Origin of the sequence: Paenisporosarcina sp. OV554, from assembly GCF_003058165.1 — a bacterium.
Taxonomy (GTDB): Bacteria; Bacillota; Bacilli; order Bacillales_A; family Planococcaceae; genus Paenisporosarcina.
This window is the reverse complement of record NZ_QBUC01000001.1, coordinates 1-14,390: the sequence shown is the minus strand read 5'-3', so window position 1 is coordinate 14,390 and position 14,390 is coordinate 1. Positions and strand designations below refer to the sequence as shown.

Genomic DNA, 14,390 nt, shown 5'->3' with positions numbered 1-14,390 from the left:
TTTCCATCTCCTTTTCTATTTTGGTCTTGTGTGAATAAACGAATCTTTGAAACCATCATATTATCATTTAATAAATATAATCGTTACGCTGTTGAAACGTTTCGATAATTCTATTATAATGAAAATTGAATACGCTTACAACTGTTTTTCGAAATAATTAATTATTTCCATTTGCATAATAGAAAACACAGCATTGTTTAGAATATATTTCTCTTATTATTTGAAAATAATCATATACAGTCCTTAAATTCCTATCTTTGTTCTGAATATAGTTCTACTATTAAGCTACACGATACAGTTGAATGTATCCCTTTTATATTGTAATAAGGAAGAATCGTATAGATCACGTCAAAGTGAAACGTTTCACAAACTATAGTAGATGGAGGTTATTTAATGACTACTTCAACCATTCAAAGCCTGATGAAACAGATGACATTAAATGAAAAAATCGCTCAGTTACTTCAGCTTGCAGGACCTTTCTTCAAAGGCTCAACTGAGCAAGGGCATATAACCGGACCGATGGCTGCAATGCCGATCAGCGTCGAAAATATTGAACACGCTGGTTCCGTACTCGGTGTCTCGGGTGCTGCTGAAGTAATTTCGATTCAAAAGAAACATCTAGAAAATAATCGACTTGGTATCCCTCTGTTGTTCATGGCGGATATTATTCATGGATACAAAACCATTTTCCCAGTGCCTTTAGCAATCGCATGTAGTTGGGACACTGAGCTTGCTCAAAAAAGTGCAGAAATCGCAGCAAAAGAAGCCGCAGTTTCTGGTGTACATGTTACATTTGCTCCAATGGTCGATTTAGTTCGTGACCCTCGTTGGGGACGCGTGATGGAATCGACAGGTGAAGATCCTTATTTAAATCAAGTATTCGCGAAAGCCTTTGTCAATGGATTTCAAGGGCAAGACTTATCAAACGACCTTCAATCTGTAGCTGCTTGTGTCAAACATTTCGCCGCTTATGGGGCTGCTGAAGCAGGTCGAGATTACAACACTGTGGATCTTTCAGAAAGACAACTTAGAGAATCGTATCTCCCTGCCTATAAAGCCGCTCTTGATGAAGGTTGTGAAATGGTCATGACTGCGTTTAATACAGTAGATGGCATTCCTGCAACAGGTAATGAGAAGTTAATGAGAAGTCTACTTCGTGAAGAATGGGGCTTTGATGGCGTTCTAATCTCGGATTGGGGCGCCGTAAAGGAATTGATTCCTCATGGCGTTGCTGAAGATGACAAAGAAGCCGCATTGAAAGCAATAAAAGCGGGTGTCGATATTGAAATGATGACTGCCTGTTATGTTCAACATTTAGCTGAACTTGTGACGGAAGGTGCGATTGAGGAAAGCATAATTGACGAATCAGTTCTTCGCATTCTTACATTAAAAGAGAAACTCGGATTATTTGAACAACCTTATAGGGGCGCTGATGTGGAGCTTGAACAACAAGTGGTCAGCCATCCAGATCATCTTCAAGTATCACGTGAACTCGCAACCAAATCTTGTGTTCTATTGAAAAACGACAATCACATACTCCCTCTTACTAGCAACAAGAATATTGCATTAATCGGACCATTTGCGGATAGCGGCGATATTTTAGGGCCTTGGTCAGCACTTGGGGTTAGAGAAGAAGCCGTGACATTAAAGCAAGCATTTGAAAAACATCTTCCTACTAATCAGCTGAATGTTGCCACTGGTTGCCATGTAGAAACGATTACACAACAACAGCTGGAAGAAGCTGTTCAAGCAGCGTCGAATGCTGATGTAATTGTTGTCGCAGTTGGTGAAGATAGTGAAATGAGTGGCGAAGCAGGTTGTCGAACGAACATTCAATTGCCCGCTCCTCAACTGGAGTTGCTAAAAGCATTAGCCACTTGTGGAAAACCAATTATTACGCTTTTATTTAATGGACGTCCACTCGACCTTCATGGAGTCATTGAATACAGTGATGCCGTGCTTGAAGCGTGGTACCCAGGAAGTGAAGGCGGAAATGCACTTTTAGACCTTCTTTATGGTGTAACAATTCCTTCAGGAAAACTGACGATGTCTTTCCCTGATAACGTTGGACAAGTACCCGTTTACTATAATCACTTCAATACAGGTCGACCACAAGGTGCACCCGATGCACAAGAACGCTATGTATCTCAATATCTAGATGCACCAAACGATCCGTTGTTCCCTTTCGGCTTCGGATTAAGTTATACGCAGTTTAGCTATTCAGACCTTGAACTTACTTCGACTCAACTAACGAAGGACTCTGAAATCACAGCGACTGCGTCTGTTTCAAATATTGGTCACTTCACTGGTGAAGAAATTGTTCAGTTTTATATTCAAGATGTCGTTGGAGAAGTAGTTCGACCATTGAAAGAATTAAAAGGCTACCAAAGCATTATACTCGAGCCTGGCGAAACGCAACAAGTGACCTTTACGATTACCGAAGATCAACTTCGTTACCACCATGCGGACCTTTCATTTAAGAGTGATAATGGCTCATTCGTTTTATATGTAGGAACGAATAGCAAAGATGTCCTTTCACATTCATTCCAATTGATATCACAAGGGAGGAACTAACCATGACTGCATATACAAATAAGACATACCAACTTCAAACTGGTGATACACAAGTGAATTTTCTTCCCTCAGGAGATGTATCAACTATCTCCCATAAAAACATGATGGTTAACCAGCTTATTGGTAATGCCATCGACGGCTCAATCAATAATATTTTCTTGCGCATTTTTAGTAACGACAAAATAGACTTCTACCCCCTTCTTGGTGTGAAATCGACGAGTACTTTTTCGACTTCTGCAAATAAGGCAAAGTGGGCTGGGACTGTTCCCGGGATTGACTATGAAGTGATCTTCCATTTGGCCAATGAACAAATGTGGTTTTGGGAAGTAAACTTAGACGGAGAACAGCTTGATGTGGACTTGGTGTATGGACAAGATGTAGGAGTGGCTCACATAAATGCGCTTCGTTCTAACGAAGCATATAACGCTCAGTACTTAGACCATGCCGTATTTGAAGATACGACTGGTTTTACCGTGTGCACACGGCAAAATCAGCAACAAGGTGACTACTTCCCTTACCTTCAACAAGGATCATTAGAGAAAAATGTCGGCTACTCTACAGATGGATTTCAATTTTTCGGTTTAAGTTACAAAGAAACCGATATCCCCGAAGCTTTAACAAAGGCTTCTTTAGCGAATGAAACGTATCAATATGAATTTGCTTATACAGCTCTACAAAGTGAAAAAATAAGTCTCACAGGGAAGACTTCATTTGTATTTTATGGTGCGGTTGCTAGCCACCATCCAAATGCAGTGAAGAACCCATTATTTATACAAGAAATCCAACATGCTTGGGATGGAATAGAGAAAGAAGAGGTTTCATTTAAGACGCTTGATTCACCTCATGATCTAGCTTTCTCAGGAGCCGGAACCATTTCATCTTCGGCGATGACATCAGCTGAGCTTGATGCGCTTTATCCAGAGAAACTATTAGAAGAATGGGATGGCGAGTCATTGTTATCCTTTTTTACACCAACGTATGAACATGTTGTGATGAAAGAAAAAGAGCTTCAATTAGAACGTTCACATGGCCATATCCTGATGAGTGGAGAAAATCATCAACTCGGTGAACCGGTTATCACTTCCACTTCTTATATGCCGGGCGTATTTAATGCCCAGCTCGTTTTAGGAAATACATCGATGAACAAACTATTATCCAATGTTCGCAATCCCTTAAATATCATGAAGACATCGGGTCAGCGTATTTATGTAAAACTTGATGGCGAGTATCAATTATTGACGATGCCAGCTGTTTACGAACTAGGATTCAATTATGCTCGCTGGATTTATAAGCTTGCTGACGACGAACTGACCATTACGAGCTTTACTGTTGTTGATAAAAAAGCAGTAACTTTGCATGTTTCTTCTTCACATAATAAGTCGTATGATTTCATGGTCACCAATCAAATAACGATGAATAACAATGAATATGAAGCTCCTTTCCACTTAGAGGTTGAAAACGACAATTCATTTATCGTTGCAGCAGATTCAACTTCTGACAGTGCCCATGTACATCCTAATCTTGCTTATCGTTTTAAACTTCATGGGGCTGATATGACTGTATCTAAACTAAAAGAAGCCTCACTCGTTTCTTTAGAAATCAACACCACGAGCAACTGGACCTTAACGATGGAAGGGTCATTAGTTGGCGAATTCGACCATTTCGAGGAGCTTGATTTCGACCTTGAAAAATCACGTTATCAAACGTACTACAAAGGCGTGATGAATGGATTTTCTTTGTCACTACCTGCTAATCAAGAATCTGTTGAAAAAGTAAACGCAATCTCCTGGTGGTATACGCACAATATGCTCGTTCACTATTCCGTTCCACACGGTCTCGAGCAATACGGTGGAGCTGCTTGGGGAACGAGAGACGTTTGTCAGGGACCAACCGAATATTTCCTTGCGACTCATCAATACGAAAGTGTAAAAGATATTATTAAAACCTTGTACTCTCACCAATACGAAGATACAGGTGAATGGCCACAATGGTTCATGTTTGATAAATATCAAACAATCCAACAAGATCATAGCCACGGCGACGTCATTGTGTGGCCACTTAAAGTAGTGGCGGATTATCTGACTGCAACAAATGACGTTGAAATTTTGAACATGACAATCCCTTACACGAACCGCTCTGATTTTTCATTCACTGCACCCGCCACATTGATGGACCATGTCAGAAAACAAATAAAGTCGATCAAAGATAACTTCTTGCATGACACACATCTTTCTTCATATGGAGATGGCGACTGGGACGATACACTGCAACCAGCCAATCCAAAACTTAAACAATATATGGTAAGCAGCTGGACAGTTGCTCTTACCTTCCAAACGATTCGTAATCTTGCTACAAGCTTACAAACTGTGAATCCACAGGAATCCGATGAGTTAATGAACTTAGCAGAAGGCATCGAAAAAGACTTTAAAACGTATATGCTAAACACAGACGTTATCCCAGGTTTTCTTTATTTCGAAGACCCTGAAAACCCGGAAAACATGGTTCACCCAAGTGATTATAAAACAGGCATTAACTATCGTTTATTGCCAATGACTCGAGGTATGATCAGTGAATTATTAACACCTGAAGAAGCTGTTAGCCATGAAGCTTTGATTAAAGAGCATTTCTACTGTCCAGACGGCGTTCGATTAATGAATAGACCTGCTAATTACGAAGGCGGTGTGAGCAAACACTTTAAACGTGCAGAACAAGCATCCAACTTCGGACGTGAAATCGGCTTGCAATATGTACATGCCCACATTCGTTTTGTCGAAGCCATGGCAAAACTCGGTCGCACAGAAGAAGTGTGGAAAGGTCTTGAAACAATCAATCCAATCGGTATCACGAAAGTCGTATCAAATGCTCAAAAACGCCAAAGCAATGCATACTTTAGTAGTTCAGACGGGAACTTCAAAACCCGTTATGAAGCACAAGACCGCTTCAACGAATTAAGAACCGGCCAAGTTTCAGTTAAAGGTGGATGGCGCATTTATTCAAGCGGACCTGGAATTTACATGAACCAGTTAATTTCAAACGGTTTAGGCATTCGCCAACAAGCTGACCACTTAGAAATTGACCCAATCCTTCCTTCTTCATTAGATGGCTTGGAATGTTCATTTGTCGTTTATGGAAAACCCGTAACGATTCGCTACCATTTATCTAATCAAGAAGGTACTTTAACTGTTAACGGAAATGAAGTAGATTTTGAGAGTCTTCAAAACCGTTATCGTCAAGGCGGCGTGAAGATTGGGAAAAAAGCGTTAGAAGCAGAATTAACGGATGATGAAAACCTTATTGAAATTTGGAGTTAAGATTCCACTATGTTTCTTGATTGCTAATTATTATAGTATAAGCTATGGTATCCAGATCGCTATGGGTGGCAACCTGCTGCATCATTAACTAATGAATGAATGAAAAGACGAGTGAGGTGACTAAACGTCACCTCACTCGTCTCTTTTCTTACAGGCAATCTTGCGGCGTTTTTGCACCCTTCGCTCTCCTGCAACCTTAGCGTTCATAGTGGTTTTTTGACTCTGGTTAACTAAAGAAAAGATGCAAACTGTAACAAGAGTTGCTGCCTAAGATACAATTTCGGCAGCTTCTTGCGTTCTGTATCATTTAAAACCTTTATTACTGCTTTTGGTGACACACTAACCCTCTCATGTCCATAATTTTACTAATACAACTAAAACCATGATTTTTACAACCAAACCGTTCAAAATTACAACTAAATGCCCCATTTTTACAACTAAACACGAGAATTTTACAACTAAACAATCGCTCATCCAAATTCCCATCAGAAAAACCCACCAAGCGACAGCGGGTGGGGCCATACAAGAACTTTTCTCTTCAAAATATCATGATGAAAAGCTTATTACTGCTTTTTTGAAGATAGCCAAAGCCTTTTTTATTGGTGACACACTGATTCTAAATTCCATAACAACTAAACTTGTCCACTATCTACTAATCTTTTATAAATCATGTGCAGCCCCCTTGCATATACTTCAAAAAGGAGGTTGTACATGACGTACTATTTAGCTGTCACTCTTGGAATGCTTATGTGCTTAGGTATCTTGTTCGGAACCTTTGTTTATTCACTTACGCTTGCTCTTAATACCAAGGATGCAACTAAAGTGGATCCCATCAAGTAAGGAACCATCACCAAACAAAAATGATTTAATAAAAAGATAAAACAGAAGCGACCAACATGCATTTGGCCGCTTCTTTCTTCCTATCACCCTATTAATCTTTCAGTCAATTCTTACCCTGTCATTTATAAAAATATGGTTCTTTTAATTTTCTCCAAGAAACTTAAAACCTCTTCTTTTTTCTTTATAAGGGCAATGTCCGAAGGTGAAGGATGAATTTTTCCGGAAATTAATTTCATTGACTGCTTCTTTTTTTCCAAGAATAACCACCTTACCCCTTTTTTATTTAGTATATGCGGTGAAACAAAAAAATTCACAACGAATTCGTTGTGAATTTTCATTCGAAATCTTTACCTAATACAAGTTTAGATTTATTAATACTTTGAGAAATTTCCTTCTTTAATTCCTTCAACCGTTTTGTTTCTGGACTTTGACCAACTTTAGGAGAAGTAACGATTGATCTTTTAATATTCATTTTTCTGTGATATTCTCCCTCGCGGTCAACTACATAATTAGTCATTTGATATTCCTCCCTCTATAATGTAAAGCTCAGAAGATAGGGTAAACATATTAATTAATATATCCACCAGTAAAATATCGACCTCACTAATTGACTTAGTCGTTCTAATCTCTAATACATAAATGGAATCATTCAATGTAAAAGGATACAAAGCTAATTTACTGTCACTACTATAATAAGTCTCCAATAAATTAAGTTGAGTATCAATATTTATAAAGTTCTTTCTTTTGTGTCGATTCATTAATTCTTCTTTTTCCAACTTGGTGTTATAGCTAAAGAATTTAATGATTAATCTTTCACATTCAGCATATTCTTGAATGATACTTTTCAATCCATCAAAGTATTCTTCGTTACTTTCATAATACCCGATTATCGAGTCGCTAAGCAAAATACTACGTGTTATTCGTATTTTTTCTTTATTATCACCTATTTTATCACTTAATTCATTAATAGTCTCAGGAAGACTGTGTAGCTCATTATTTCCAACCTTTTTTAAATATAGACTTAAAAATATAAAAGCATCCACCAACATAAAAATGACTGCAACAATTAAATAATTTTTCCAATCGCTTATTATACTGCTGGGCTTGTCTGTCCAATATACTAATGCACCAAAAAGGAATATTCCATACCAAGTTTTCCGAATTGAAGTTAAATTGGTTGAATTGATTTTTCCTTTCCAGCTAAATATAATGTAAAATATCAATGCGGTAAAAACGATCCAAACTAAAATTTTAATAAAGATTAACACTTCAATCAACCCTTTTCAAATTCTATTTGTTCTATCTAACAAATATTCCTCACTTTAAATACCTAATTGCTTCTCCAACGTAATTCTTAACTTCCTCACCTTCATAGTAATTAAAATGATTCCAACTCGTGGAAATGTGAGCCATCTTTATTTCATTCACGGATATCATATTATCAATATTTACTAAAATATCATTTGAAAGACCCAAATACTTTCCTGTTATGGCAAAGTACTTCTTGTCAGAATCTAAAATATCAGCAGCATTTAATTCCGTAACAAACCCCGAATCATTCGCAAGATCTTCGAAACCTCTTAATTTTTTCTCTCTTATTAAATCCCAAAAGTCTTCACTTTTAATTGAGCGCCTACCACTTCCAAAAACACCGTTTGCGATTAAACACATCCTCGCTAATATCGGTACAGTGATTAGAATCGAACCATTATTAGGTGTACCAGCCATTATCAATTTATTAAACGGGGCCGCATATTTACTAGTTGCTGACCTACTCACTAATCCGCCCATACTATGGGAAACAATGAGTATCTCTTTATCGGGATACTTTTTCTTTAAATAATTCACTCCACTAGCTAAAAATTCTCCATTTACACTTATACGCTCATCGACAGTAAGGTACTCAAACCCATATACTTCATAAGCCTTTTGAAGATAGTCAAACAAACTAAAATAGGAATCGCTAATACTTGAAACCAATCCGTGAACGATGATGGCAATAGGTTTTTCACTAATCTCCTGCTCACCTTCTTCAGCTACCTTAACTTTTCGAAAAGAAGACGTTCCATCTGGTAGTAACTTAAACAGACCGAGTTCACTCGTTTCCTTACTAAACTTATTTAATACAATGTAAAAACTGTTCTTATTTGCAAGTTCATTAGTGGAAAGGCTTTGATTTACTGAATGATCTAACAAATAATTCACCTGTTGTTTATTAATCTTCGCCTCAACAGCAGTCTCCTTATCTGAATGACTCAATATCTCGACTTTCGGAGAAACTTGATTTAACAACTCAATATAATCACTACTTTCATTGTCCAATAACTGAAGATAATCTTCTTGGATGGCAAAAAAGTATTCATCATCACCACAAACTAACCGAAAGGAAAGATCACGATCTTCTTTAAAATTATCAATCGTAACTTTGTACACCAATTTATTCATTGAATAGGGAATCTCATGAATAAAATCACTACTTAATTCAACTTTCTTCAAAGAAACTTCTTGATCATTAATAATAAATGGTTCGTCATTTTCTATATTTGCAACTTGAACTGAACGTGTATTGATAACAATTTCACTGCCCTCTACATACATAAACCCCTCATTCATCTTGATGCTCCTTTCTAACTCTCCGTGAATAAACCATTTCATTACTATATTAATCTATTACACTTCAAAATGTAAGAAACTTCCGTCAATTTAGAATCTTGAAACCGTTTTTAATAACGAAAGAAGTATAATGATCTATTAATTAAAATCAGCTGCCAAAGATGTAATTCGAGCCGCCAAAAAACAATCTATATTCATAAATACTATGTAAAAAATTACATAACATAATTATAAAGTACCTGTTAATAATTGAATAACTCTTAGTATAATAATAACGAAAACATTCTTATATTAAGGGGATTATCATTACTATGGACTCATCACTTCCATGCCCGAACTGCGGCCATTCAATTACAGAAGAAACCTTTCAAAAATATTCAAATCCCTTTACTATGAAATGCCCACACTGTGGCGCAAAATTCAAAGAAACAAAAGTTACTCCTTGGCTATTAGTGCTAGCGATTATTGTTGCACCTATTTTCATATTCATCGGAGTCACACTTCAAACCTATATCGCAGGATTTTGGCCATTTATCGAAAAAATACCAACCGCTTTCGTCTTCCTTGCATTTGCCTACCCAATTTATGCATCATATGAAAAATTTAATGCTCGTATCATTGTGTCAAAAGGCATTTTACAACTTAAATAATTAATTTAAGTTATACAATACAAAAAAGCAGTCGAAGATGATACTCTTCGACTGCTTAATGTATGTAATGCCTGGAAAATTCTTTTATTTACTACTCCTTTATAGCCCGATAAATAGAAATCGCTGTCAATAATTTAATTATCACTAATTATCTATCAAATTAATGGTGCAGTCCCACGTTTATTTAGTAACGCAGTTTAAAAGAGCAGCTAAAACCATTCACTAGAATTTTCGATTACATAAAATTTTTAAGGAGTAATGAGTCTATGGTGCAAATAAAATATTTCTTATATCTTTTCTTTCTTCATTCAATTTTTGGAATTTGCATCTTTTATCTGAATGAAAACTTCAATAAATCATTTAATAGTTTAAGCAAAGCAGATATTATGAAAGGAATATTAATTGGAATTATTATGTTTTCATACACTGTGTTAATTAGAGATATGAATTCAAGGTTTCCAAAAATCTCTAAAAGTACAAAACTTGTGATGTTAATTAATTAGTTGTTCGACATACGGTGACTTAGTTCAAGCAAAAAACAAGAATTTAACACTAAGGCGGTAAATTCCTGAATGATTAAAGGGTTATAAGAAGAGTTCGTAAAAGTTTGCGTGAAAACGAGACCTTTACAAAGTAACCTTATAGTTTTGCGAACATCAAAAATTATGGGCAATATAAAAACAATTTTAAAAAGCGACCGAAGTAATATCGGCCGCTCCATTCATTCATTTTGATTTCAATTTCTCCATCCACACATCATATCCATCACCAGTTAAGTGAATTCCGTCCACTGTGTACTCTTTCTTTAACTGACCGTAAGCATTTTCAAAATGTCGATTCAAATCTACATATTGAATGTCATTTTCTTTTGCCAATTGTTGAAGCACTTCATTGAATTGATGAACCGTTTCATTTGAAATCTTTTTTTCAAACTTCTGGTTATTAACAGGAAGAATCGACTGCACAATCACTTTGGTCGACGAGTGATCAAAAGATTGAATAATCTTTTCCATATTCTTGTGATACTCCTCGATATCAACATTACCGCCAATATCATTTATCCCTACCAATATATAGACTTCTTCTGGATTACGTTTCACCACTTCATCGATTCGATTCAAAACACCCTTCGTGTCATCTTCTACAATTCCTCGATTCAAAACGACTTCACCTGGAAAATATGTTTGTAATTCCCCATGATCCGTGATGCTATCCCCGAGAAATACTTTATCCACATCAGGATAATCATAAGACTCGAATGAAACCTTCTTCTGAATATAGTATTCCGAATACTCTTCTGAAGAAAAGAATTTTTTAACAACAGCCATTCCGCCTTGTTTATACACAATAAAACTACCTATACCAATTAACAATAAGTTCATCACTAAAGACAGGATGAACCAAACTTTAAACTTCTTCATATGTACACTTCCTATTTCTCTTCCAACCTATTTTTGGAATTACTATATTTGCTATATTTATATAGTAGTATTACCGATATCGAACACCCTTAAACTTTATTGAAAATTATTACTTTTGCTTAAATTTCTCTGTTTCCACAAAAGTATCAGTCGAAGATATAATTTCGCTAATCATTTTATAATCTATTACTGATTTTGTGACTTCGTTCGGTGTTTTATCTCGATTCCAACTTGGAGTGTGATTTTTCCAACTTGGCATTCAAATTTTCCAACTTGGCTGCCCTTTTTTCCAACTTGGACCTCATATTTTCCAACTGAGCAATCGTTCATCAAAAATCCCATCCAATTTTTCGATTACTACTAATCCCTCGCCCTACATACTCCAAATTCATACTTCAAACCATTACATTATGACCATAAAATTTGCAACAAATAAACGTACTACTAAATTAACTTCCAAAAAACAGGCTCATTCACACTTTTCCCATGTCATTCCAGGTATATTGTCATAAATTGTTAATTAGTAATAAAGAATGATGTGAATATTTCCAAATATTCTGTAAAATGCAATTATACTGTTTCGGGAGACTTAATATCCGAAAAAGAGGATTACTAAATAGAAGGAGGAATTTTGATGAAGAGTGCTTTTTGGATTCGAACTGCTTTGGCAGGAGCTTTAACTTTTTCTGTTACAGGAACAACTGTATTTGCCCATGACGAACTAGGTGGTTCGGTAGAAAAAGGTGATAATTTAGCTGGTAGTGAATTGCGGGTGCCGTTGTTAGAAGGAAGTAAAAATGTAGGTAATCTGAAAGAAGTTGCAGCGGTTCCTTTGAAAGAACTTAACGGAGTTAAAAACTCTACTGCAGATGTTTACGCTCATAAAGGATTCGCATATCTGGGAACACACTCAGCAAATGGTGGCGCTGGCGGTGTCCGCGTATTTGACATGAAAGATCCTTCTAATCCTGTCGAAGTTTCATCATTTGGCGGGATTGAAGGCACTTGGCAAGAAAAGGTGATTGTGAAAACTGTCAACACACCTGATTTTAAAGGTGATTTAGCAGTTGTCAGTGTACAACAACTTGATCGTAACAATCCGAATACGAAAGGCGGTTTCGTCCTATACGATGTGACGAATCCAAAAGAGCCTAAGGAATTAGGATTCTGGGAGTCCCCTTCTCCAGCACGTGGTACACATGAACTGTATTTAACGGTTCAAGGGAATAACATTTACGTATTAACTGCTGATTGTTATGCTGATTTCTACTCACACGGAGAGAATATGGATGTTTCATTTGTAGATGTAACTAATCCAGCAAATCCAGAAACCATTTATGAATTTAACCCACGTGATTATATCCCAGAAGTTAGCGATGAAAATTACGACGGATATAATTGGACGGATGAAGAAGGTATCCAAAGAACTGCTTTTGCACACAGTGTAAAAACTGATGGAACCGGAAAAACTGCTTACCTTTCTTATTGGGATTTAGGTACCATTATTCTAGATATTAGTGATGCTAAGAACCCTGTCTACTTAGGTAAAACAGACTTTGGCTCTAATGTTCAAGGTTCAGCACATTCCATGGACCTAGCAAAAGGCGGTAACGTTCTGGTTGAAACACGCGAAGTTTTCGGACCAGTCAGAAATGGATTCGAATCAGCTTATGGTTACACAATGATCTATGACATTAAAGACAAAACGAATCCAAAACTCCTTAGCACATTCAAAACTGATTTCACAGAAAAAATCCCTGGTGGAGCAACTGTCCATGACCCGAAAGTACATGGAAATACACTTTACCTATCCCACTATTCCGGTGGTGTTCGAGTAGTCGATATTACAGATGAATCCAATCCAGTTGAAACTGGCTCATACATTCCAAGTAAATCAAATATCTGGGGAGTCTTTGTAGATCGAAATTACGTTCTTGCATCTGATATGGGATCAGGACTAAAAGTGTTACAAAAAAATGGTTATAACCCTGAGAATGTAAACAACGCTAATAAGGCTAGATAAACCTAAATAGCCTTTCTTCTAAAAAAAAGAATCGATAGACATCTATACAGAAACAGCGGCTGAAGTAATTTCAGCCGCTGTTTTGTACTTTATCGAAGACGTTTTCAGTGTATTGTCTAGATTTTTCGAAACCCTCTGAATGGTAAGTTGCTTTGTATTTGTTTACTTTGAATATCCAATGACAGAATCGATTAGAGGCATCGAATACAAAATTTTAATGGCAAATTCATTTGAGATACATTTGGCTCTTTTGTTTTTTTTTTTGCAATCAAATAATATAACTATTTTAATATATAACAAGATTTTCTAGAAATTTATATACACAGAACGGTAAATATTGTAATCTTAAATAGGTATTTAATAACAGAGGGGAATGGTATTTTTGAACCAATTTTTAAAAATAATTTCAGTTTTCACTTTATTAATTTGTTGTTTCTTTTCTTTGAAAACAGATTTTGCCCATGCTGCTATGGAGAATGCAGTCCAACTCGAGTTAAATAAAACTCATCAAGGAAAACTAGACAATTCATATGATTCGGATTTTTATAAAATAACTCTACCAGGTGATGGTAATGTTACTTTATCTATAAAGCATCATAATAATGGATCTTGGTACGGGACAATCCTAGATAATAAAGGTGTAGTTTATGAAAATGTTTCTACGGATGACAGTGGACTAGTTGAAGGATATGCTTCAACCCAAGTCGGACTCCCTAAAGGAACATATTATATAGAAATCTGGGATCAATATAATTCTGAAGATATATCTTATGAAATAAAAGCAGGCTTCGAAGAAAGTAATTATTATGAAAAGGAATACAACGATAACCTTACTACTGCTAATACTATGACTTTAAACCAACTGTAACCGTCAAGTAGAATTTTACACTTTCCGCTAATTTCCCCTTTACACTTTTGCCGAAAACAAATGCTGTCTATTTTTCATCCGATAGCTATC

The 14,390-nt window shown here is 36.3% G+C and carries 12 protein-coding genes; 6 read left to right on the top strand and 6 right to left on the bottom strand.

Features of this window, described 5'->3' with window-relative positions; all coding sequences use genetic code 11:
• Positions 1-393: 393 nt before the first annotated feature.
• The 3 genes from C8K15_RS00055 to C8K15_RS21100 all read left to right on the top strand — a co-directional run bounded on the left by C8K15_RS00055 (position 394) and on the right by C8K15_RS21100 (position 6,725).
• Positions 394-2,574, top strand: coding sequence for a glycoside hydrolase family 3 N-terminal domain-containing protein (locus C8K15_RS00055; protein WP_108584128.1), 2,181 nt, complete (start codon positions 394-396; stop codon positions 2,572-2,574).
• A gap of 2 nt (positions 2,575-2,576) precedes the next feature.
• The gene (locus C8K15_RS00050; RefSeq protein WP_108584126.1) at positions 2,577-5,885 is read left to right on the top strand and encodes a GH36-type glycosyl hydrolase domain-containing protein; all 3,309 of its coding nucleotides are present in this window, start codon (positions 2,577-2,579) and stop codon (positions 5,883-5,885) included.
• A gap of 711 nt (positions 5,886-6,596) precedes the next feature.
• The gene (locus C8K15_RS21100; protein WP_255421015.1) at positions 6,597-6,725 is read left to right on the top strand and encodes a hypothetical protein; all 129 of its coding nucleotides are present in this window, start codon (positions 6,597-6,599) and stop codon (positions 6,723-6,725) included.
• A 122-nt stretch (positions 6,726-6,847) separates the two neighbouring features.
• On the opposite strand, the gene C8K15_RS21095 is transcribed toward C8K15_RS21100, so the two are convergent.
• The 4 genes from C8K15_RS21095 to C8K15_RS00030 form a co-directional block, all read right to left on the bottom strand.
• Complete coding sequence (locus C8K15_RS21095; RefSeq protein WP_255421014.1) at positions 6,848-6,982, bottom strand: hypothetical protein; 135 nt, start codon at positions 6,980-6,982, stop codon at positions 6,848-6,850.
• A gap of 77 nt (positions 6,983-7,059) precedes the next feature.
• Positions 7,060-7,242, bottom strand: a complete 183-nt coding sequence (locus C8K15_RS00040) for a hypothetical protein (RefSeq protein WP_108584123.1) — start codon at positions 7,240-7,242, stop codon at positions 7,060-7,062.
• Complete coding sequence (locus tag C8K15_RS00035) at positions 7,235-7,993, bottom strand: type II toxin-antitoxin system SpoIISA family toxin (protein WP_158268236.1); 759 nt, start codon at positions 7,991-7,993, stop codon at positions 7,235-7,237. The genes C8K15_RS00040 and C8K15_RS00035 overlap by 8 nt, the downstream gene beginning before the upstream one ends.
• A gap of 49 nt (positions 7,994-8,042) precedes the next feature.
• Positions 8,043-9,380 carry an esterase/lipase family protein gene (locus tag C8K15_RS00030; RefSeq protein WP_146173626.1) on the bottom strand — a complete coding sequence of 446 codons (1,338 nt, stop codon included), beginning with the start codon at positions 9,378-9,380 and terminating at the stop codon, positions 8,043-8,045.
• 269 nt (positions 9,381-9,649) lie between these two features.
• On the opposite strand from C8K15_RS00030, the gene C8K15_RS00025 reads away from it, so the two are divergent.
• Positions 9,650-9,988, top strand: coding sequence for an FmdB family zinc ribbon protein (locus tag C8K15_RS00025; protein ID WP_108584118.1), 339 nt, complete (start codon positions 9,650-9,652; stop codon positions 9,986-9,988).
• Between the two features lie 725 nt (positions 9,989-10,713).
• On the opposite strand, the gene C8K15_RS00015 is transcribed toward C8K15_RS00025, so the two are convergent.
• Entirely contained in the window at positions 10,714-11,409 is a 696-nt protein-coding gene (locus C8K15_RS00015; RefSeq protein WP_108584115.1) for a GDSL-type esterase/lipase family protein, read from the bottom strand.
• A 186-nt stretch (positions 11,410-11,595) separates the two neighbouring features.
• Positions 11,596-11,751 (bottom strand): hypothetical protein, encoded by a 156-nt coding sequence (locus tag C8K15_RS20140; protein WP_158268235.1) that lies wholly within the window; start codon positions 11,749-11,751, stop codon positions 11,596-11,598.
• Between the two features lie 292 nt (positions 11,752-12,043).
• On the opposite strand from C8K15_RS20140, the gene C8K15_RS00010 reads away from it, so the two are divergent.
• Together C8K15_RS00010 and C8K15_RS00005 are read left to right on the top strand one after the other, a co-directional pair.
• Positions 12,044-13,432: an LVIVD repeat-containing protein gene (locus tag C8K15_RS00010; RefSeq protein WP_108584113.1), complete on the top strand. Its 1,389-nt coding sequence runs from the start codon at positions 12,044-12,046 to the stop codon at positions 13,430-13,432.
• A 382-nt stretch (positions 13,433-13,814) separates the two neighbouring features.
• A complete protein-coding gene (locus C8K15_RS00005; protein ID WP_108584112.1) occupies positions 13,815-14,300 on the top strand; it encodes a hypothetical protein in 486 nt (161 codons plus the stop codon).
• Positions 14,301-14,390 lie beyond the last annotated feature (90 nt).